Origin of the sequence: Nostoc sp. UIC 10630, from assembly GCF_010747425.1 — a bacterium.
Taxonomy (GTDB): Bacteria; Cyanobacteriota; Cyanobacteriia; order Cyanobacteriales; family Nostocaceae; genus Nostoc.
This window is the reverse complement of record NZ_JAAGOG010000001.1, coordinates 128837-148995: the sequence shown is the minus strand read 5'-3', so window position 1 is coordinate 148995 and position 20159 is coordinate 128837. Positions and strand designations below refer to the sequence as shown.

Genomic DNA, 20159 nt, shown 5'->3' with positions numbered 1-20159 from the left:
AAGAATTTGATACTAGGATAAACAAATGTATTTACTTAAAACTTACCACTCCTGAGCATGGTTTGTAGGTTTTAGCAGTTTTCCCCATATTGCATTATAAGGATGTACAAGCTGTGTCTGATGCTCGTCTTTAAAAATAAGCCTCCCTTCATTTGCCCACTGAAAAATCCCACCGCTCAAGTTATAAATGCACTTCATCCCGGCTTGCTCAAGCTGTTGGGCTAATTTGGCGCTCCGGTAGCCAACAGCACAGTAGATAACAATTTGTCTATCTTTTGAAACTGTTGAAAGTGCTGCTAAGTCAGGTGTTAGATGATCTATACACACTGCTGTTTTGATGTGGCTTACCCCATATTCTGTTTGACTTCGTGCATCTAGCAGTAATGGCCGTGGCTTTGCAGAATCCAACAGTAATTGAGCTAATTGGTTGCAATTAATTTCCTTAACAGCAGGAAACTGAAATCTGATCAGAAGTTTAAGAAAGTTAAACGTTAGCGATCGCACTTGTAAAAATACCCTCCGCTAATGACTGCTCGTTCTTACTCTGTTAATTCCTGTTTTCGACCAAGTTAACTTTGAGTCTAAGCCAGAATCGGTAAAGTAATCACAAATTCTGTTCCTTGGCCAGGAGTAGAATTCACATTCAAAGTTCCGCCATGTTTTTCTATAACAATGGACTGAGCGATCGCTACAACACCACTCACTGTATCCCCAACTATCATCAGATATTTACGGTTCCAACGATCTACAATAAACCCAGCGATCGGAGCAATCAATACTTGTGGCAATTGTGCAAACAACCCAAACAACGCTATTGCTGTAACCTGATGCGTTAGTTCCCATATCCAGATAGTGAATGCGAAGCCAGTCATCCCACTACCAATAATAGAAACGGTTTGACCAAGCCAAATAATGATGAATATACGCACTTGTATGAGTCTTAAATTATAGGTTTGTGGCGGTTGGCAAATTAACCTTCAATTAATCTTGATGGTTCTTTGATAGTTCTATTACCTGATTGTGGCGGACAGATTTTTCCCGGTAGCGATGTTGGTACATGACAAAGCCACTTATAAATAAAATCAAGGGTGATAATCCAACAAATACGTAGAGAATGCGCGTGGATAAACCGCCAAAGGTACCATAGTGTAGGGGAATAAAAGAGTTGAGGATGCGATCGCCCAATGTCTCCAGCCATCAGATTATAATGGAGTTCATACAGCAGAAGAATCAATGTTCTGTCCGATTGCTCACCCATGATTGCACCAGTATAAGGATTGACAAAAACATCTATCCCTTTGTCATCAGGATCAACGAAGGCAAACATAATTGGTTCATTTAGCTCTGAAGGGATATAGACTTTATTGAGTTTTAAGTCCTTTCGGGATGAATCATATTCCGCTTTCACAGTATTTACCACTGACTCTAGAGACATTGGCGCTTCTTGGGGAGAGATATATCCAAACTGTTGGGCTACTAAAAAGTGGTTAATTTCCTTCTGAAAGACCAATAAACTACCTGTCAAGCCAATTATAATCAGCACAAATCCCATAGCTAAACCGAGGTAGCGGTGTAGAGTAAATGCCCAGTTACGGAATGTCTTGGATTTCATTGCAGATATCCTTTACATACATTGATTACCCTTCTCATTCCTCCTGATAAAGGGGAAGAAAACTGATTCCTTCTCCCTCGCCTTACTAAAATGAGGTTTAAAGAGAATTTAAAAACTGAATGAAATTGTGCCCTGAACTGTAAAAGGTGCTTGTGGGAATACATAAAAGCCGTTGGTTTCGTAGTATTTCACATCAAACAGATTTTTGAAATTGAGTGCGGCTCCCCAATCATTACGTTTGTAGAAGATAGTCGCATCGGTTCTAACATAGGAAGGAAGAGTAAACGGATCGCTCTGGTTAGTAATGCGATCGCCTATAAAAAATAACCCTGCACCAAAACCGAACCCTTGCAAATCACCACTCTGGATTTCATAAGTTGTCCATAGACTAGCGCCGTGATAGGGTGCATTTACCAAACGCGAACCTTTCAAAGAAGGATCGTTGTCTTCGCTGACATAGGCATCATTTAGGAAACCAGAAGCTACTATCTTCCAACCGGGTGTAATTTCTCCTGCCACATCCAGTTCAATTCCGCGACTTTTTACCTCTCCGACTGCAAAGAATACATCAGGATTATCAGGATCAACTGTCGGTATATTGGTCTTTGTAATATCATAAGCTGCTAACGTCAGCGATATCTGAGTTCCACTATCAGACGGGCGCTTCAAATCTGTTTCTGGTGATTCTTATATTGCTGCGATTGAATTTTCTCAACCTGTAAAAGCGATGGCGCTTACCAGTTATGCTAATGCAACTCAACCAGGTTCAGCCTCTGCTGGCGATCAGTTGAAATTATTCGCCCGCAAGCAGTTGCGGCAAGTTTGGTTCTCATACCAAGATGTTCTATCCCATTTGGCTGAACGCAAGGTATTCTAAAATTCAATACAGCTTCAATTTAGTAAGCAATACTTGTTGGGTTTGGGGGAAAGGTTTTGTATTTTACCTTTCCCCTTTTCCGACAAGAGTGCAAAAAGCACTTTTGCAAGAAGTGGAATCAATGGGATCAGAAAATCGGGCACAGATAGCGATCGCTACCTGCTACAAAAAGAAAGTAGATGAACCGATTAAATATTCGCTGCGAGAATCAAGATTTGGGAGTAGTCAAAGCCAAGAAATCCCTTTACCTTAATCTCTGACTGATGGGGCGGATCTGGGAACACTAAATGCTAAGGTCTTAAAAATTCAAAAGAATTATGATTAGCAGTGTAGTTACCATTCCCGGCTATCAAGTCAGCGAAGAACTCTACAACGGTTCTAGAACCCTAGTTTATCGAGCAGTTCGAGAGAGTGACCAACAGCCTGTAGTCATCAAACTGCTGAAAAATCCTTATCCCAGTTTTTCTGAACTAGTACAGTTTCGCAATCAATACACGATCGCTAAAAATCTCAACTCACCCTCGATCGTCCAAACTTACAGCCTGGAATCCTACCAGAATGGCTATGCGCTCGTAATGCAAGACTTTGGGGGAATTTCCCTGAAAACAGAGATGGGCGCAAAGCAACATTCACTTAGGGAATTTTTGCCCCTGGCTATATCTCTGTGTGAGACCTTAGATATTCTAATTCGCAATCGCATTATTCATAAAGATATTAAACCTGCCAATATTCTGATTAATCCAGAAACAAAACAAGTTAAATTAATCGATTTTAGTATTGCATCTCTACTGCCAAGAGAAACTCAAACTTTAATCAGTCCCAACGTATTAGAAGGAACACTTGCTTATATTTCCCCAGAACAAACTGGAAGAATGAATCGGGGAATTGACTATCGCACAGATTTTTATTCTTTGGGTGTAACTTTTTACGAATTACTGACAGGGGGATTACCATTTAAATCAGCTGGCGGCTTGTATTGGTAATCAATTTGATTTGCATATATTGGCAATTGTTTATCAACAATCCCCAACCGAAACCGCCGCCGCATTATGGGCAGCATTAGAGTTCGGCTTGATTTTGCCAACTAGCGAAGTTTATAAGTTTTATGCAGGGCACGAAAATCAAGCAACTAATCAGGAAATCGCTCATTCTGTAACATATAAATTTCTACACGATCGCGTCCAACAAGCCGCTTACTCACTGATTCATGAAGATCATAAACAGACAACCCATGTCAAAATCGGTCGCCTGCTGTGGCAAAATACCCCGGAAGCTGAACTAGAAAATCAGATTTTTGCGATCGCTAATCAGCTAAATATTGGGCTTGAACATTACCATCAACCTACAGAACGCCATGAACTCGCACAGTTAAATCTCATGGCTGGGAAAAAGGCAAAAGCCTCAACTGCATACAGTTCAGCCATTGCTTATCTGAAAACAGGTATCCAGTTACTACCATTTAACCCTTGGGAATCTGACTACAATCTGACCTTAAGCTTGTATAACGAAGCCACCGAAACCAGTTTTCTATGTGGCGAAATTGACGCAATGGAAGATTTCGCCCAGGAAATTTTACAACACGCAAAAGCGATCGTTGATACAGCTAAAGTTTATGAGGTAAAAATTGAAGCTTACATAGCACAAGGAAAATTTTTACTCGCTATCGATACAGGTATGCAATTTTTGCAGTTGCTAGGCATTGAGTTCCCCCAAGAACCAACGGCATCAGATTTTGTTCTGGCTTTGCAAGAAACTGAAGCTAGCTTAAGTGGCAAAACAGTTGCTGAATTGGTTGATTTGCCAGAAATGCAGAATCCAGAATTACGTGCAGCCTTGCGTGTTTTAGTTAAAGTAACAACTCCTGCTTATATGGCAAAACCTGAACTTCATCGTTTGGTGGTGCTGAAGAAAGTTGCTCTTTCTGTAAAATACGGAAATACTTCCGCTTCTGCCTTCGCTTACTCAGGGTATGGACTCATGCTTTGTGGTCAACCAGGCACTATCTCAAGAGGTTATGAATTTGGGAAGTTAGCCTTGCAACTGCTGTCCAAGTTTCAAGATCGGAAACACGAAGCAAGAGTCCTCGTAGTCGTTCATCTTTGTGTCGCCCATTGGAAAGAGCCTGTAACAGCAATGCTCCAGCCATTACTACAAGCCTATACCAGTGGATTAGATACTGGGGATTTGATTTATGCTAGTTACGCTGCCCACCTTTATTGCTTGCAAGCTTACATTGCTGGTCAAGAATTAACCAAATTAGCTGATTAATTAGCGATTTATGGGGCAGCAATAGAAAAAATTAACCAAAAACACACACTCAATTACAACAATATTTACTACCAAGTAGTCTTGAATTTAATCGAGTCAAAAACTACTCCTTGGGAATTAGTTGGCGCAGCCTACGATGAAAGGTCAATGCTGACTTTACATGAGCAAAGTAATGATGGCGCTGCTTTGTGGCATTTCTTTGTCAACAAATTGATGCTTTCTTATCTGTTTCAAGCATTGGATTTGGCAGTGGAATATGCTGCCAAAGCCAAACAATATTCCGGTTCAGGATATGCTACGGTGAATCTTCCAATATTGAACTTCTATGATTCGCTGCTGCAACTGGCTTTATTTCCGACATCGCCAGCCGAAGAACAACAGAGAATTTTACAGCAGGTAACAGAAAATCAGGACACGATGCAACAGTGGGCAAATTATGCACCCATGAATCATCTGCATCGATTCCAGTTGGTAGAGGCAGAAAAGTATCGGATATTGGCACAAAAAACCGCAGCAATGGAATTTTACGACCTTGCCATTGCTGGAGCAAAAGAAAATGGCTACATCCAAGAAGCAGCACTTAGCAATGAACTGGCTGCCAACTTCTACCTCGACTGGGGCAAAGAAAAAGTTGCCCAAGCATACATCGAACAAGCTTACTACTCCTATGCCCGTTGGGGTGCAAAAACCAAACTAGAAAATTTAGAACGACGTTACCCAGAACTTTTGCGAGTGATTGTGCAACAGAAAAACCTCAAACTCAATTCGCAAGAAACACTATGTAATACTGTCATATCCAGTACCTCTAATCATTCCTCAACCCTGATATCAAGTTCATCTAGCAGCGTCAATTCAGTGCTGGACTTTGGGTCTGTTTTTAAAGCCTCCCAAGCAATCTCTACCGCAATTCACTTAGATCAATTAATCCAGACGCTAACTCAGATTATTCTCGAAAATGCTGGCGCTGATCGGTGTGCGTTAATTCTCTTTCAAGATGGCTCATGGCAAGTGCGGGCGATCGCCACCTTAGAAGATACTATGTTGCAAACAGCACCTTTAGATAATCATCCTAATGTCCCAGTCAAACTGATTCAGTATGTGAAAAATACCCTAGAAACAGTTGTAATTGACGATCTCAAAACCCATCTGCCTAGTGTGATTGGGGAATATATGCGCCAGCATCAACCCAAAAGTGCGCTGTGTATGCCAATTCGCAACCAAGGGCAATTACTGGGGATTTTGTATTTAGAAAATCAGCTAACAATGGGTGCATTTGTGGGCGATCGCCTAGATGTCCTCCAATTATTAACCACTCAAGCGGCGATTTCCCTCGAAAATGCCCTACTCTACAATACTCTAGAGCAAAAAGTAGAGCAGCGTACCCAAGAACTCTACAGCAAAAATCAGCAATTGTCGCATACTCTCCAGGAATTACAACAAACCCAAGCCCAATTGATTCATGCTGAAAAAATGTCGAGTTTAGGGCAAATGGTTGCTGGCATTGCCCATGAAATTAATAACCCAGTCAACTTTATCGTCGGCAATATTAGCCATCTAAAAAATTATTTCCAGGACTTGCTAAGTGGTATTAGGCTCTATCAACATCAATATCCACAACCTACTACTGAAATTCAAACTTATTTCCAGGAAAAGGATTTAGATTACACAATCAAAGACGTACCAAATCTAATAGATTCAATAGAACAGGGTAGTCAACGCATTCAAAATATTGTCTTATCTCTGCGAAATTTTGTCCGCCTTGATGAAGCAGATATCAAAGCCGTAAATATTCATGATGGAATTGATAATACTTTGTTAATTCTGCAACATCGACTCACTAAAATTGCCATCATTAAAAACTATACCGATCTTCCAAAAGTGAGTTGTCACGCTAAACAAATCAATCAGGTAATCATGAATGTCTTGAATAACGCTATTGATGCCTTAAATGAAGCAAAAATCACAACTCCTACTATTACAATTCGTACCGAACTGAGCAATTCTCTAACCAAGAGTGTGAGCATTTGCATTGCCGATAATGGAACTGGAATTTCTGATGAAATGCAAAAACAAGTATTTGACCCCTTCTTTACAACAAAAACTGTCGGTAAAGGAACGGGATTAGGACTGACCGTAGCTTACTCTATTATGTCAACTCATGGCGGACAAATTAACGTCCTTTCTAAGTTAGGACAGGGGACAGAATTTGAGATTATTTTACCTGTCCAAGAATAAAGGTGGCAGGCAATACGGTTCGGATAAGGGAGTTCCAGTTAAAAAATATCCAGGGTCAAAACGCTTGCCAGATAAGGAGGTGACGGATAGCGCTGACACAGCCATTCTAAGAATTTCATATTACCTCAGTGACTAATTTTCCCCTTTATACTCCATTGGGGATTCATGGCAAAGAATTCAAAAAGATAAAATTATAAAGAACTGTCAGAACGTAATCATGTCAGCTATCCAAACAACTGTAGTTATTGCCATGACGGTCGATGGAAAGATTAGCTCCGTAGATCCTCAAGCAGGCGGTAATCCTGATGCAGCCGATCAAGCACACGTAGAGTATGAAGTCTCACTTGCTGATCTAATCCTGGTAGGAGCAGGAACGATTCGGGCTGGAGACGTAATTTTTTCAATTCGCAATCCCGAATTATTAGCAGCGCGCGAGGCTCGGGGTCAGTCTCGCCAGCCTATTGTTTGTGTTGTCTCAGGTTCCCTTGACCTATCGCTGGACTCCCCTTTTTTGAGCGAGGACATTGAGCGATGGATATTTACGACACGGACTGGTTTAGAGCGTAGTTCTGATACAACAAGTTTGCAAAAACTGGCTGAATTAATTAATTTGGGAGATACAGACCTGGACTGGAATCGAGCCTACAGCTTGATGGCAGAGCGCGGTATTCACAAGGTCGTTGCTTTAGGAGGAGGCTATTTAACAGCATCTCTAGTAAAGGCTGGGCGAATTGACGATTGGTGGTTGACAATCTGGCCCGTCATTTATGGAGGAAAGGATGCTCCTACCCCTGTGGAGGGAGAGGGTTTTATTTCCACTGTTGCTCCTCATCTGGAACTCATCGAAACTCGTCAAGTTGGAAGTGAGTTGTTTTTACACTACCAGACGATCAAGTAAGAATGCGCTGTCATAATTAAGCTAACGCGCCTACATATTGCAATATTTTCCGTGTAGACCGTCATTAGTCATTAGTCATTAGTCATTAGTCATTTGTCAAAAGTGTTTACCAAGGACAAAGGACAATTGACAAAGGACAACCTCACCAGTTGATGTGCAATCTTATTTGTGTAACAGCTTACAACTAAAAAGCGCCCTCCCGAAGTGGGAGAGCGCTTTCTTATTTAGCTAATTGAGTTAATGCTTGAGAATTAACCGTTGATAGCAGGAGCAGAAAGAGCAACAGGAGCAGATTCAGCAGATGCCAAATCTAGAGGGAAGTTGTGAGCGTTACGCTCGTGCATTACTTCCATACCCAGGTTAGCGCGGTTGATTACATCCGCCCAAGTTGCAATCACACGACCTTCAGAGTCAATGATTGATTGGTTGAAGTTGAAACCGTTCAAGTTGAACGCCATTGTGCTTACACCCAAGGCGGTGAACCAGATGCCGATTACAGGCCATGCTGCGAGGAAGAAGTGCAGTGAACGGCTGTTGTTGAAGGAAGCGTATTGGAAGATTAGACGACCGAAGTAGCCGTGAGCTGCAACGATGTTGTAGGTTTCTTCTTCTTGACCGAATTTGTAACCGTAGTTTTGTGACTCGGTTTCAGTGGTTTCACGAACCAAGGAAGAAGTTACTAGTGAACCGTGCATTGCAGAGAACAAGCTTCCGCCGAATACACCAGCTACACCTAGTTGGTGGAAGGGGTGCATCAAGATGTTGTGTTCTGCTTGGAACACGATCATGAAGTTGAATGTTCCTGAGATACCTAAAGGCATACCGTCAGAGAATGAACCTTGTCCGATGGGGTATACCAAGAAGACTGCGGTTGCTGCTGCAACAGGTGCAGAATATGCGATCGCAATCCAAGGACGCATACCTAAGCGGTAGGATAGTTCCCATTCACGACCTAAGTAGCAGAATACGCCAATCAGGAAGTGGAAAATTACCAATTGGTAAGGACCGCCGTTGTACAGCCACTCGTCTAAGGATGCTGCTTCCCAAATTGGGTAGAAGTGCAAGCCGATAGCGTTGGAGGAAGGAACAACTGCACCAGAGATGATGTTGTTTCCGTAGATCAAGGAACCTGCAACTGGTTCGCGGATACCATCGATGTCTACTGGAGGTGCAGCGATGAAGGCGATTACGAAGCAAGCGGTAGCTGCTAGCAAGGTGGGGATCATGACTACGCCGAACCAACCGATGTAGATGCGGTTATTGGTGCTGGTGATCCATTCGCAGAATCGATCCCATACATTGGCGCTTGAGCGCTGTTGTAAGGTTGTTGTCATTGTTTTATAAGTGCGGTTAGTGATTTATGAATTAGGCGGTTTTGTTTTCGCCTGTATAAGTAATTTACACTGCTTTACAAAAGTTAATCAAGTACTAAGAATTTTGTAGAGTCAATAGAAATGATTAGCTTTACTTATTTAAGGGCTAGATAAGTACTCAAACGCATAAGAGATGAAAAAACAGCGATCGCTGCTTAATCTGGTGCATGAAAGATACCACTGAGCAATTTATATTGCTATTCCTCCAAATACTCTGTCACTGCTGCCAAATCTTCCATTGCTCGATTTAGGCGATTTAGCATAGCTTCGGCTACTTCAGGTTGAGCGCTGACGGTTTCTAGTTTTTCCCGAATATGACGGTCTAGGGCTTCTATCCACAGTGACGATTCCGTGTGACGAATTGCTGTCAGTAGTCCCATATTTCTTAAAACTGCCAAATGAAACCCAAGTTGGTTTTGTCCGCCGTAGCCCAGGTATCCGTCCCAGAGTTCCAACTTTTCTGGAGTAAATTCTTCATACTGCTCAAATGTAATTCCTGCTCTTTCTAGTTCGGGTTGTGGCAGAGGAGGTTGAGAGTTAGTCATAGTAATGTTTGCAATAACTGATATCATCGTTGCTTACTACTCTAAATTCTTTAGAGCATCTACATTGGGATACAAGTGGTGCGACTCGCACCTTACTTTTTAGCGATGAACTGCAATTCGCTTACCAGGATGTTGTTTTCCTACCCACGCCAAGAATTTTTGCATTTGCGGTTCATTACTGAGTTTTTCTAGAGTATTGAGTTCTCTAGCAAGTAGCTTGGGGCTATTACCTTTGTTTTGGAAATTTTAGAAACGGCTGATCCAACTTTACCCTAATTTAATTGTAGCTATGGTTAAGATTCACGCACCTATCCACATTCAAATTTATGAGCGTGAGGGGACGAAGTGGTTTTTCCACGGCGGTAATATTTTTTATAATCCTCATGGCATTTCTACTGATTTAGAATCGACACTTGAAAGAAACGGATTAACCAAAATCAAAGTTTTGGTTGAGTTATTCCGAATCAACGGAGGTAAACATGGCTATTACTTAGCTGATATCCGAGATAAGAACTACTACTACTGTGGTGATGACTGGACTTCGGTCAAAGCAAAGTTGCAGGAATTAGGTATTGGTAGAGATGAGCCAAATTATTCTTGACGCGAAGAATCCGCCTTCTTGCGACGATGCTTTGCCCCATTGCCCAGGCGATCGCTCTGTTTCCTCTAAGAAAAAGCTGCCAACAGCTGTACTATTTTCGTCTTGAGTGCTGAAATTGCCTCTTGTAAAGTCTCGCTTGGTTCCGTATCTACTAAATGAGCGTCCCCCACATCAGCACTCGACCACAGATAGCTGTGTTGGCCTATGGTTAAACATCCTTGCCATTTATCCTCATGATTAGTGTCAAGTGTGATAAAAAAGCGTCGTGGCATTATTAGTTCTTCGGTTTTAATTTCAAACTCTCCCCACACAGAAAAGCCAAAATACTCATCGTTTTTTTCATTATTGTATTCCCAATCAGTTAAATTGGGAAAAGCAGCTTGAACTTGCTCTAAAACTTGTTTTATTTGCGGTTCTGTTAATAGCATTATTCTTGTTTAATAAAGAATATTAATTTAAATTTATTCCCTCTAAAAATTCTACTTGGCTTTGCGTTGCCTGCCTTATTTCATACATTCCAGGTGTGAACCTCATGTGCCAAATATCAGCCCACATAAAGTTGACCCCTGCTACCTTCGCTGCCTTCTCATCCTCATCTCTATCACCTATCATCCAACTTTTAGTTAAATCAATATCAAAATCTTTTACTGCTCGATAAATCATTCCTGCCCCAGGCTTTCTATAAACCTCACTCCCTGTTAAAATCCGATTTTCAAATTCACTGATGCGGGTGTCAAGGTCAGAAACTAAGAATTCAAAACCATTCTTTTTTACTATCCAGCAGACTTGACCTTTCATATCTGGACAGAAATATATTGCTTCTAATTGTGGGATTAATTTAAGAGTATATTTTTGTTCAGCGATCGCATCCTCCAAACTCTTTAATGGCTTCCCAGTATCACGGTTAATAGTGTCACATCCACCTTGATTAGTTACACCGATGATTGTGTAACCTTGGGCTTTGTGATGGGCGATCGCTTCATGCACACCCGCCATTATTCGCTGTCCTGTAGGTGTTTGAATAAATTTACCGTCGGTCGATTCTCGCACAGTTCCATCAAGGTCAAGCAATAATCCTAATTGCATAAATTTGCCTCATTTTAAAGTTGATAGTTGACAATTTTAGCTCCCTTACATAACTAAGATTTTTTACTTTTAGCCCTCCTGATAAAGCCGATTATTTCCTCTAAACTAACCCCTTCTTTCTGCATTGATTGGATAAGTGCGATCGCACCCACAGGAATACTACCAATACTCCGCCCCTTCCACTCGCCGTCTATCTTCTCTTCCCAGTTAAATCCCCAACGCCAATGAGTAGGATTATCAGGCTGTCTGTGACCAATTACACGGGGATAAGAAACTATACTTCCATTTTTCAACTTCTTATTCTCAATATATTTGTACAAGCATCCTTTACACTGTCTGCCTTTGGGCTTTTGCACAGCTTCTTCGCTGCGTTCAGTTTCCTCTAAGAAATTTTCTGGTATTACCTCATACCACCCTTTTTTGAGAGTGAGATGCTTTTTCTCCCTACCGTCACCAGCTGCTACAGAGATTGTCTCACCGTTAATACCTGTTACTGTTGCGGTTTTGCCTACCCATTGGCTGAGGTTTTGGGTGCGAGTTTTGGTAATGCAAACGCGAACGCCTATCTGTAATTGCTGTGTACACTCGATATTAGATTTATCCTCTATCGCTTTTAGCGTCTCCCTTTGGGAGAAGAATCTATCTATTAGTGATTGGGAAGCGATCGCTAACTCAGCAATAACTTGATCATCTCTTTCCCAGTTGTAAGTAAACTCAGAAGAAAACCAGTCAACGACAAACCCAAAACCTAAATTCTGCTTAATAATTCCCAGTGATTCAGAGTTATCAATAATGTAAGTTCCAGCCTTAGCATTAGCCCTGGTAAGTGGCGGCTGGTTTTCTACATAAGGAGTTGAGGTAGACGATTCTGTTAAGGGCGATCGCTGCGACTCTAGGATCGAGAAGATTTCCTGCTGCCTGCCGCATTCTTCTAATAGTTCCGTCGCGGCTCTTGATTCCAAGGGGTCTAACCAAGTCTCTGGGATTTCGTACCACTGACAAAGGATAGCCGGGTTTAATACCTCGCATGAGTTTAATAGCCCTAATCTCTTCAGTTCTGCTTCTTGCTTGGTCTGTCCAGGGGGCCGCCCTTTCCCAGTCGATGATAACGCTCCTGGCGATCGCAACCAGCAATACTCGCTCTCTAATGTAGGGGCTGGCAAAATGGCCGCTTCCGATAGTAATCCATTCCGCATGGTACCCGAAGAGGTCAAGGGTTCTGACCACGCCTCTGAAATATGAGCCTGTTGGTTGTCCTGGGTAATCGGGGCAGGTAATGAGTCCTGGGACGTTTTCAATGGCTGCGAATTTGGGCTGTAATTCTCTGATGGTTTCGAGGACGGCGGGGAAGCAATCACGCTCGTCTGCACCTCCAAGCCGTTGCCCTTCTGTGGAGAATGGAGGGCAGGGAGGGGAGGCTGTAAGTAAATCGATTCTATTGGAGTGCATATAATATCCAAGTCTCTGTTTTGCAAGTCTTGGGATATCTCGCACGTTTCCGTAGTTGTGTACGCCTGGGTATCGCAATTTGAGGATGCTTGAGCAGTATTCGTCAATCTCTGCGGTTCCAATAAGGTTAAATCCGAGTTGCAGCCCAGCGAGGCAGAATCCTGCACCAACTCCTGAGCAGAGGTCAAGTTGTGTAAGTCCTGACACGGTGCGATCGCCTCTTTCTCCTCACTTAATTTTTTGTAATTCCAAGCCTGCATTTGCTTTGGGGTGTATTCTCCAAAATGCCCGTTTTCCCAGGTGATACCAATTTTCTTGTGTACGCTCGATACACGGCCTAAGCGATTGCCGCTTGCAATAATGCGATCTCCTACCTCAAAATTTCCTATAAAATACTTACTCATCTTTGTTGCTTCCTACTAAGTAAGCTTTATTCATTGCCTCCCACTGTTCGGGGGTGATGGCCTCAATTTCTGCTTTACGCTGTTGCACTTCTCGTTCATGATTAGAGGTGCGGTGCGATAAAGCAAAGCTGTGAGACTGAGCAATTTGAGTAAATGATGACTCTATGCGTTTTCTGTATTTTTCAAACTGTTGCTGAGTGGTACGCTTCCAATCTTCCCTGCTGAATCTATCAAGTTCCTGGCAAATAGCAGCGTTTAACCTCATATCAATATTTGCAGAACCTAAATGAAGCCAGTTCACACCGAATTTGCACTTTGAATTTTGACAAATGGGGATGCGATCGCAATCAAAATCATAGTCACGGATAATTAGTTTTACTAGGTGCGGGTGAATTCTGCCCGTGTCTTGACAACAAAAGCATTTCCATGAAGGACTCCATATCTGCTTTTCATATCCTGGCTGGTCTTCATTTCTAATTGGTTCTCTTGGAAGTTCCGGCAGCTTCATGATTCGGTCTCCCAAATCAAGCTATTTGCGTCAGCCCACTCGTAAAATTCCTTTCGTTCGCTATCTAAGTTGTCAGTTTCATAAATGAACTTAGCAAAACCAAGAGAGCGAATTTTATCAAGCCATTGGCAGCGCTGCGGGTGATTCTCCCATTTTGCGGACTGCACCGGGGAACTTTGCCCCTTGGATTTGTACCACTGGGCTGATAACTCCTCCCAGTTCGCCTCTATCCAACGTCGGGGAAGTTGGGGGAGATGGGGTAGCTGTGATGCTTTTTTCTCCCCAAATTTCAAAAAATTCTCTCTCTGGTCTTGTGAGAGAGAGTCTAAAAAGTCTAAATAAGTCTTATTAATCTTAGAGGTGCTGGAATCTTTGTCTGATGAGGCTTTTGGCTTGCGCTTGTTGCGTGGCGATCGCGCAAGTTGCGTAGCGATCGCGCAAGTTGCGTCATGATCACCTAAGTTGCCGTCAGGCAACAAAGTTGTCTCATCGCAACTTGTTGTCTCATCGCAACTTGTTGTCTCATCGCAACTTGTTGCCTCATCGCAACAATGCAAGCCCTTGGTGAGAACGTGAACCTTGACTTTAAGAAGCTCCATATCGACAAACCCCTTTTCATCCAACGCTTTGAGAGCGCGTCCTACGGTGCTGCGGTGAACTGGCTTTTCTGCGGTAGATAAATCCTTGGCAATCCGTGCTGGTGATACTTCCATTCCGGTGCTGTATGGGTCAAGAGTGCGAAGGTAGTAGAGTACATCCCTCTGTGCTGGGGTTAATTCCCGGCAGGCTCTGAGCCATTCTTCATGTTGGAGCGGATAGAACTTCCCCTGAATCTTTGTGTCTGTCATAATGAAGTTGAGTCAATCAAGTTTTTGCCCTTGCCTGCTTATGCAAGAAGGGTTAGTCTTTGTTTAAAAAATCGCTAAAATTTCACAAAATTGTCACACCAACCCTATAAAGTCAGTGCGATTCTTTGCTAGATTGTATTTTCTGGATAAATTTGATAATATTCAATAACTTGAAAAAAAGCAAGTAATAGCAGCAATTATGGATAAGCATCAAGAAATATTAATTACAGCAATTAATGAAAGTGGCCTAACAGCAAGAGAGATTTCTGTTAGGGCTGGTGTTCATGAGAGTACTATCAGTAAGTTTCTTGATGGCAAAAACGACCTAAAAGCTGGCAATTATTTCAAAATTCTTCATGCCCTGCCAGAAAGTTCTAGAATTCCAGCACTAGCGAGAATAGGAGTAGTTGAGCTAACGCCTGTTCAACTAATTGAATCTGCCACCCCAAAAGAAAAGGCTGAGATACTTAACGCCATCGCTGCTTGGGTATTACAACCAGGGACCATATCTGGAAAAAATACGGATACGAGTGACCTGCAAGTAGCTGTATAATCGCCTATTAAATTTTTATGTATACAGTTAGGCGTTGATTGTGGTAGATCAAGGTGAGGATGATTTTTTAAGAGAATTAATGGAAAAAAGCGATCGCTTGGATGCTGACGAAAAAGCCAAGTTAATCAAGCATTTGCTAGGCGAACCTGGGTTACAAGTGGTGATAGGCTCTAATCAAGTTCATGCTACGAATGTGTATCAAGTTAATTTAAATAGCCCCGACCAGATATCAACGATATTGGAGGCGATCGCTAAAAAAATTTCCTCTGATGATTCTTCAGAAGATAAGAAAGAGGGAGGGGGTTAATTCTTAGAGGAAGAGTGCGGTACGCACGCGCGGCGGTCGCGGCTAACAGGGTTATGCCTTTTCTTCATTTTCTGGCATAACCTTTGAGAGCAGCAATTCTATCTGACTCAAACACTGCTCTATTGCCTCTAATTGCTTGCGGTTTTCCCACTCTTGATAAGCTGTTTCGGTTTCTGAGTCAGCCCCCAGTCCTGTAGTACTACCGACTCTCCCAATGTGTTGGTGACAGGTAAATTCAGGGTCTTTGCCCCTTTTTGGCGGATGTCCTCTTGGTTTGGGATTTCGCTTAAAAATTGGTGTGTCCGCTTGCCATTTGGCGTATCTGTAAGTTTCTATACTTCCGCTACGATATTTCCTATGTACTTCATATTCATGAATCCAAGTGCCTGGGATGGCTAGCGGCTCCTTCAATAGCTGTTCTCTGATTTGGGCTAGAAGATTGATTTTTTCAATGATTTGGCTGATGCGATCGCTGTCTTCCATGTCAGTTACAAAGGTTATGCTATAGATTTACAATAAGGCATAACCCTTGTAACCGCTTTTTTGGGTATGGTAGCGATGAGATATTCTTAGAGGAAATTAGCGATCGCTTCAGCATTTGTTGAAAATAGGGAGTGGGGGCACGGGGACGCAAAGATGACGGAGATGAGGAGATGGGAGAAATTCGTAACTCTTAACTCTTGAGTCAACAGTCATCAGTCAACGCTCCCAACAACCCATGCCCTATGCCCCAGTGTCTACTTCCTACTCTCTTAATATATTGGTTATACGCTAACCTTTTTTTGATACAGTAAAATCATCTTTACGAGCAACAAAATCCTATCAAATTGGTGTATCAAATAAAGGATATTTCCAAATGTGGCTCAGATATGGCATTGACCAAGACAAAACTCTAGTGCCAATTGAAGATGTCCCACGCGGTAAGACTCAGCTAAGGTGTCCCTACTGTGAGGGTGAACTGACTGCTAAAAAAGGTCGGCGCAATGAACACCACTTCGCACACACTCATGAAACTTGCCGACAAGTAAACCGCAGCGATCGCCTGCTTCCTACTTTGCCCCTGTATGATAATTTCAATATATGGCTAACTGGAAAGGAGTTTCAGCAACTCAAAGACCTCTGGAACCGCTACGGAATTAAAGATAAGGGTATCCCAGTCAAAGAAGTGCCGAGTATTTTAATTAGAGAAAAACTGCTGGAACGCAACACTTATCGTTATGGTGGGGAATACCAGTTTACAAAGCTGGGTAAAATACCAGTTGGCGCACTTTCCTTGATGCTGTTTAACCAAGTGCAAGAACCAATGTTATTAGAAAAGTTGCAGCAGCTAGAGAAAAACGTGCAAGTTGCTTATCTTGAAGATTCTCCTAATTTCAATGAGTGTTTGCGAGATTTACAAATTTATCATGCTGAATTTCGTAAGATTTTATCTAATACTCTCTACTACCTTCAAATTGATACTAGTGGAGGGAATAGTATCTATAAAATAGGTGTAACTCGTCGTGACATTGAAGCGCGAGTAGCTGAAATTAAAAATGATTTAGCCTCACATTTTGAAAATGTTTCAATTAAAGTATTAGGAACTTGGCCACATCGTGGAAATATAGAGAAATACTTTAAATATCGATATTCCTTCTTTCATATTTCCATTGGTAACTTGACTGAATATTACAATTTTTTTACTCCCGAAGAAGCTAAAACTGTACTGCGCGATTTGCGGCGGATGCAGCTAAAGGGATTATCAAAAATTGAGGTAGATATCCTAGAGGGTAATCCTAGCTGGATTGAACAATTGATTGCAGAACAAGAAAAAGCCTCCAGACGTTCAGATGCAATCAAAACGGGTATGGAACGTGCTAAAAACTGGGGTCAACACGTTGGGCGGCCTTCGGTGAGCGAATCGCCAGAGGAGTTTCTAGCCAAACCATCATCACAAAAAGTAATTGCAGCACTTAATGAGGGTTTGTCACTTCGCAAAGCAGCCGAAAAAGCAGACGTGGCAATCAATACAGTTCGTAAGGTGAAAGCATCACTCAATAAGAACTAATTCTTAGAGGATAAACAGCGCTCACTTTAGTGTGGGTGATTGCTATACTGTTAATTAAAAATCATCGTAATCTTCATAGCTATAACTAGGCCATCTTACCTCTTCTTCTTCGTCCTTATGAGATGCAGCATAAAATTTTTCCCAATAATTCTCTATTGCAGTGTACACAGCTTTTTTGTTCTCAGGAGATGTGTATTTAATCTTGCCAGATTTCTCAAGCATATCTAAATTAATATCATCGTTAATTACAGATTTGATAAAATTTGCACGAGCATTCTTATTTTTGAAAATTGGTGTAAGTTCTTTCTCAAGTTCTTCTTGAGCAGCTTTTAATAAAGAGGAATAATTATCTATTTTGTCAGACTCTAAAACCACAGTTTCAGCTTTGATAAACTCTGTAGAATTAGCATTAGAGTCTGCTATTGGTGGTTTATACCAATCACATTCACCTACAATAAACAGTTCTGATTTACTACGAGTAAGGGCTACATAAAGTAAATTCTGCTCCTGCTCTAATTGCCAATCTCGCTGATTTCTCCAAACCATAGGCATATCTCCAGCTTTGTGAACAAAAATCCTTTCTCCCTCACCTCCCTTGAATTTATGAATGTTGGACAGAGTTACTGGAGAATTTTCATCGCTGAAGAGTTCATCAATATAATATTTCAGGCTTTCAATACTCGTAGCTTGTGGCTGAGATTGGTAGATAGTTGAAATCGCCTCTAGCCTATCTGCTAATCTTTCTTTCAATTCCTCCTCATTATCTAAATTTAAATACTGTTGGAACTTAATTTCTCTATATTGGGCAACAGCATCATTAAAAAACTCAAAACTGTATCCTGGCATCTTGGCTATCTGGTCGAGTTCTTTTTTAAGAAAATCGCCAACATCTCGACCCAATACTGTTGCTTTGATACCCTGGCTAATGAGGCGAATACATAAACTAACGAGTGGTGCATTTTTACGGGCAATAATAATATCGCCGTGCTTAACTAGCTTTTCAATATCCTTACTTTCTATCTGATGAATAATTCCTTCAATGGCATCTGGCGCTGCTTCAATTGGAATGTAGGGAAATATGCTCTTAACTAAAGCAACGTGCGATCGCGGACATCGATAGCAAATTGACAAAGGTAATTCTGTTGCTCTGGTAAACCAAACAATGTTGTTATAGCTTTGGTTATCTGCACCCGCAAAGCCCATAATTGCTTGACGCGGGTCGCCTACTGCTAAAATCCGCCCAGTAAGCCCTGCAAGCATCAAAACTAGTTGTAATTGCAAGGGGTTCAAGTCTTGGCATTCATCTACTAGAACAAATTTGTAACCCTTGAACCAGGGACGCTCATGTAGTCTCCATTTAACAGCTAGCCAAATTTGATCGGTGAAGTCTAGTTTCTTTTGAGAGATTGCCATTTCCTCACCAATCTTGAGGCAATAAGCAATCCACTGAGCTACTAACTGAGATTTCTGTACATTAATTTCGTGATGATGTGCGATCGCCTCTATTATTTCTGCTGTTGGTTCTTCATTGTTAAGCCTTACTAAATCAATTAATCTTAGGAAATCACCATCATCATCGATGATACCCTCTTGCCGAAGTCTACCCGTTTTACTACCACGCTTAGGAATTAAATCTAAACTCTGGGCAATGCGTTCATATTTATATTTAGAAATATCTATATCTTCACTTCGTTTTACACCAAGTTCTTGTTTAACTAATGTAAAAGCAGCACTGTGAAGGGTGCTGATAGAATTTCTCCAAATAGGGCCAAACTTTTTAATTAAATCTATGGAATTTTTTTTACCAAAAACACAAATCTTGATGTCAGTGGGTCTAAAGCCCAACTCGTAGAGGGTTTTAGCAACTATTCTCAGTGTGCTGCTCTTTCCAGAACCAGCCACAGCATTACAGCAACCGTTGCCTTTTTGGTTAATAACCCAGTCGATAATTCCTAATTGAAATCTCGAAGGCACAAAACCAAACTTTGCTTTATAGTCCGCAATTTGACTATTTGATAATTCTAGATTTTGTAGGGATATTTGAGGTGATGTTAGGTGTGTTTCTTTCTTAACATCATTGCTAGACAGGGATGCTATAGCAAGTTTAATTTGCTCTATCTCGTCTTGACTGAGTTTATCTAATACAGAGATGATGGCCTCGAATGGGCTGCATTGTCCGTCAAGCGATCGCGCATAAGTCTTTATTTCCTCTAAGAAAATCTTGGGATATCTAGCAGATTCAGTAGGTAGATTATTCCACGTCGTTTTTTGCTTAGTTAAATGCTCAGTTTTAGGATGTGGATTAGGCATAGTAATTGGAGTGAATACTATTACTAAATAGTATCGCGTATCGAGTGTACGCTCGATAAAATTTAATTAAAGTATATTTTTTTGGTAGAGCGGTAAGCCACAAATCGCTTACGCGAAACAATAAGGTTGCTTTGCAGTTTGTTTATTGACTCCCTCCTGCGTCGGTCGATGTCCCCCTCCGCCCCAAGGGGAACGCTCAATCGCCGCAGGGCTACCCCGGCTGTCTTATTGTGGCTAC

General features: G+C 41.7%; 23 protein-coding genes and 1 pseudogene. 10 read left to right on the top strand and 14 right to left on the bottom strand.

All coding sequences use genetic code 11. The annotated features are described in order from the left end of the window. Positions 1-42 precede the first annotated feature (42 nt). The 5 genes and pseudogenes from G1O98_RS00855 to G1O98_RS00840 all read right to left on the bottom strand — a co-directional run bounded on the left by G1O98_RS00855 (position 43) and on the right by G1O98_RS00840 (position 2281). Positions 43-408 (bottom strand): rhodanese-like domain-containing protein, encoded by a 366-nt coding sequence (locus tag G1O98_RS00855; protein WP_228058275.1) that lies wholly within the window; start codon positions 406-408, stop codon positions 43-45. Between the two features lie 173 nt (positions 409-581). After that, a complete protein-coding gene (locus G1O98_RS00850; RefSeq protein WP_163926726.1) occupies positions 582-929 on the bottom strand; it encodes an MFS transporter in 348 nt (115 codons plus the stop codon). Between the two features lie 52 nt (positions 930-981). Further along, positions 982-1185, bottom strand: coding sequence for a PepSY-associated TM helix domain-containing protein (locus tag G1O98_RS39595; protein ID WP_228058280.1), 204 nt, complete (start codon positions 1183-1185; stop codon positions 982-984). Between the two features lie 57 nt (positions 1186-1242). Then, positions 1243-1552 (bottom strand): annotated as a pseudogene (locus G1O98_RS39590) (PepSY-associated TM helix domain-containing protein); the annotation flags it as partial. Between the two features lie 168 nt (positions 1553-1720). Then, on the bottom strand, positions 1721-2281 hold the full coding sequence (locus G1O98_RS00840) for a TonB-dependent receptor (RefSeq protein WP_163926725.1): 561 nt from the start codon (positions 2279-2281) through the stop codon (positions 1721-1723). Between the two features lie 22 nt (positions 2282-2303). Between G1O98_RS00840 and G1O98_RS00835 the strand changes: the two genes are divergently transcribed. The 6 genes from G1O98_RS00835 (at position 2304) to G1O98_RS00825 (ending at position 7890) form a co-directional block, all read left to right on the top strand. Then, complete coding sequence (locus G1O98_RS00835) at positions 2304-2489, top strand: hypothetical protein (RefSeq protein ID WP_163926758.1); 186 nt, start codon at positions 2304-2306, stop codon at positions 2487-2489. Positions 2490-2610: 121 nt separating this feature from the next. After that, positions 2611-2742, top strand: coding sequence for a hypothetical protein (locus G1O98_RS40535; protein ID WP_275941753.1), 132 nt, complete (start codon positions 2611-2613; stop codon positions 2740-2742). A 64-nt stretch (positions 2743-2806) separates the two neighbouring features. Further along, positions 2807-3472 (top strand): serine/threonine-protein kinase, encoded by a 666-nt coding sequence (locus G1O98_RS41040; RefSeq protein ID WP_322745271.1) that lies wholly within the window; start codon positions 2807-2809, stop codon positions 3470-3472. Positions 3473-3491: 19 nt separating this feature from the next. Then, entirely contained in the window at positions 3492-4757 is a 1266-nt protein-coding gene (locus G1O98_RS41035) for a hypothetical protein (protein WP_345940515.1), read from the top strand. Between the two features lie 81 nt (positions 4758-4838). After that, positions 4839-6992, top strand: a complete 2154-nt coding sequence (locus G1O98_RS41030) for an ATP-binding protein (RefSeq protein ID WP_345940514.1) — start codon at positions 4839-4841, stop codon at positions 6990-6992. A 217-nt stretch (positions 6993-7209) separates the two neighbouring features. Then, positions 7210-7890: a RibD family protein gene (locus tag G1O98_RS00825; protein ID WP_163926724.1), complete on the top strand. Its 681-nt coding sequence runs from the start codon at positions 7210-7212 to the stop codon at positions 7888-7890. A gap of 251 nt (positions 7891-8141) precedes the next feature. Here G1O98_RS00825 and psbA read toward each other — a convergent pair whose 3' ends face one another. Both psbA and G1O98_RS00815 read right to left on the bottom strand, forming a co-directional pair. Further along, positions 8142-9224 carry a photosystem II q(b) protein gene (psbA, locus tag G1O98_RS00820; protein ID WP_159402515.1) on the bottom strand — a complete coding sequence of 361 codons (1083 nt, stop codon included), beginning with the start codon at positions 9222-9224 and terminating at the stop codon, positions 8142-8144. Between the two features lie 236 nt (positions 9225-9460). Continuing rightward, positions 9461-9808, bottom strand: a complete 348-nt coding sequence (locus G1O98_RS00815; protein WP_163926723.1) for a hypothetical protein — start codon at positions 9806-9808, stop codon at positions 9461-9463. 289 nt (positions 9809-10097) lie between these two features. Between G1O98_RS00815 and G1O98_RS00810 the strand changes: the two genes are divergently transcribed. Further along, entirely contained in the window at positions 10098-10409 is a 312-nt protein-coding gene (locus tag G1O98_RS00810; protein WP_163926722.1) for a hypothetical protein, read from the top strand. Positions 10410-10474: 65 nt separating this feature from the next. On the opposite strand, the gene G1O98_RS00805 is transcribed toward G1O98_RS00810, so the two are convergent. From G1O98_RS00805 to G1O98_RS00780, 5 genes are read right to left on the bottom strand one after another with little or no spacing between them, the layout of a single operon-like run. Then, positions 10475-10837 carry a hypothetical protein gene (locus G1O98_RS00805; protein WP_163926721.1) on the bottom strand — a complete coding sequence of 121 codons (363 nt, stop codon included), beginning with the start codon at positions 10835-10837 and terminating at the stop codon, positions 10475-10477. A gap of 22 nt (positions 10838-10859) precedes the next feature. Further along, positions 10860-11495, bottom strand: a complete 636-nt coding sequence (locus tag G1O98_RS00800; RefSeq protein WP_163926720.1) for an HAD-IIIA family hydrolase — start codon at positions 11493-11495, stop codon at positions 10860-10862. A gap of 53 nt (positions 11496-11548) precedes the next feature. Further along, positions 11549-13348 (bottom strand): hypothetical protein, encoded by a 1800-nt coding sequence (locus G1O98_RS39585; RefSeq protein WP_243458312.1) that lies wholly within the window; start codon positions 13346-13348, stop codon positions 11549-11551. Then, complete coding sequence (locus tag G1O98_RS00785; RefSeq protein WP_163926719.1) at positions 13341-13856, bottom strand: hypothetical protein; 516 nt, start codon at positions 13854-13856, stop codon at positions 13341-13343. The genes G1O98_RS39585 and G1O98_RS00785 overlap by 8 nt, the downstream gene beginning before the upstream one ends. Further along, positions 13853-14704 (bottom strand): MarR family transcriptional regulator, encoded by an 852-nt coding sequence (locus G1O98_RS00780; RefSeq protein ID WP_175586447.1) that lies wholly within the window; start codon positions 14702-14704, stop codon positions 13853-13855. Before G1O98_RS00780 ends, G1O98_RS00785 begins: the two co-directional genes overlap by 4 nt. A gap of 199 nt (positions 14705-14903) precedes the next feature. Between G1O98_RS00780 and G1O98_RS00775 the strand changes: the two genes are divergently transcribed. Together G1O98_RS00775 and G1O98_RS00770 are read left to right on the top strand one after the other, a co-directional pair. Continuing rightward, positions 14904-15257, top strand: a complete 354-nt coding sequence (locus G1O98_RS00775; RefSeq protein ID WP_163926718.1) for a helix-turn-helix domain-containing protein — start codon at positions 14904-14906, stop codon at positions 15255-15257. A gap of 40 nt (positions 15258-15297) precedes the next feature. Further along, positions 15298-15564 carry a hypothetical protein gene (locus G1O98_RS00770; protein WP_163926717.1) on the top strand — a complete coding sequence of 89 codons (267 nt, stop codon included), beginning with the start codon at positions 15298-15300 and terminating at the stop codon, positions 15562-15564. Positions 15565-15615: 51 nt separating this feature from the next. On the opposite strand, the gene G1O98_RS00765 is transcribed toward G1O98_RS00770, so the two are convergent. Next, positions 15616-16047, bottom strand: a complete 432-nt coding sequence (locus G1O98_RS00765) for a hypothetical protein (protein ID WP_163926716.1) — start codon at positions 16045-16047, stop codon at positions 15616-15618. Positions 16048-16420: 373 nt separating this feature from the next. Here G1O98_RS00765 and G1O98_RS00760 point away from each other — a divergent pair, with 373 nt between their 5' ends. Continuing rightward, positions 16421-17611: a GIY-YIG nuclease family protein gene (locus G1O98_RS00760; RefSeq protein WP_163926715.1), complete on the top strand. Its 1191-nt coding sequence runs from the start codon at positions 16421-16423 to the stop codon at positions 17609-17611. Between the two features lie 54 nt (positions 17612-17665). On the opposite strand, the gene G1O98_RS00755 is transcribed toward G1O98_RS00760, so the two are convergent. Beyond that, positions 17666-19921 carry a UvrD-helicase domain-containing protein gene (locus G1O98_RS00755; protein WP_163926714.1) on the bottom strand — a complete coding sequence of 752 codons (2256 nt, stop codon included), beginning with the start codon at positions 19919-19921 and terminating at the stop codon, positions 17666-17668. Between the last annotated feature and the right edge of the window lie 238 nt (positions 19922-20159).

Bases quoted from the DNA above. Each gene is read 5' to 3' on its own strand.
- G1O98_RS40535 (WP_275941753.1), top strand. From the start codon at position 2,611: ATGGGATCAGAAAATCGGGCACAGATAGCGATCGCTACCTGCTACAAA.
- G1O98_RS41040 (WP_322745271.1), top strand. From the start codon at position 2,807: ATGATTAGCAGTGTAGTTACCATTCCCGGCTATCAAGTCAGCGAAGAA.
- G1O98_RS00825 (WP_163926724.1), top strand. From the start codon at position 7,210: ATGTCAGCTATCCAAACAACTGTAGTTATTGCCATGACGGTCGATGGA.
- psbA (WP_159402515.1), bottom strand. From the start codon at position 9,224: ATGACAACAACCTTACAACAGCGCTCAAGCGCCAATGTATGGGATCGA.
- G1O98_RS00815 (WP_163926723.1), bottom strand. From the start codon at position 9,808: ATGACTAACTCTCAACCTCCTCTGCCACAACCCGAACTAGAAAGAGCA.
- G1O98_RS00810 (WP_163926722.1), top strand. From the start codon at position 10,098: ATGGTTAAGATTCACGCACCTATCCACATTCAAATTTATGAGCGTGAG.
- G1O98_RS00805 (WP_163926721.1), bottom strand. From the start codon at position 10,837: ATGCTATTAACAGAACCGCAAATAAAACAAGTTTTAGAGCAAGTTCAA.
- G1O98_RS00800 (WP_163926720.1), bottom strand. From the start codon at position 11,495: ATGCAATTAGGATTATTGCTTGACCTTGATGGAACTGTGCGAGAATCG.
- G1O98_RS39585 (WP_243458312.1), bottom strand. From the start codon at position 13,348: ATGAGTAAGTATTTTATAGGAAATTTTGAGGTAGGAGATCGCATTATT.
- G1O98_RS00785 (WP_163926719.1), bottom strand. From the start codon at position 13,856: ATGAAGCTGCCGGAACTTCCAAGAGAACCAATTAGAAATGAAGACCAG.
- G1O98_RS00780 (WP_175586447.1), bottom strand. From the start codon at position 14,704: ATGACAGACACAAAGATTCAGGGGAAGTTCTATCCGCTCCAACATGAA.
- G1O98_RS00775 (WP_163926718.1), top strand. From the start codon at position 14,904: ATGGATAAGCATCAAGAAATATTAATTACAGCAATTAATGAAAGTGGC.
- G1O98_RS00765 (WP_163926716.1), bottom strand. From the start codon at position 16,047: ATGGAAGACAGCGATCGCATCAGCCAAATCATTGAAAAAATCAATCTT.
- G1O98_RS00760 (WP_163926715.1), top strand. From the start codon at position 16,421: ATGTGGCTCAGATATGGCATTGACCAAGACAAAACTCTAGTGCCAATT.
- G1O98_RS00755 (WP_163926714.1), bottom strand. From the start codon at position 19,921: ATGCCTAATCCACATCCTAAAACTGAGCATTTAACTAAGCAAAAAACG.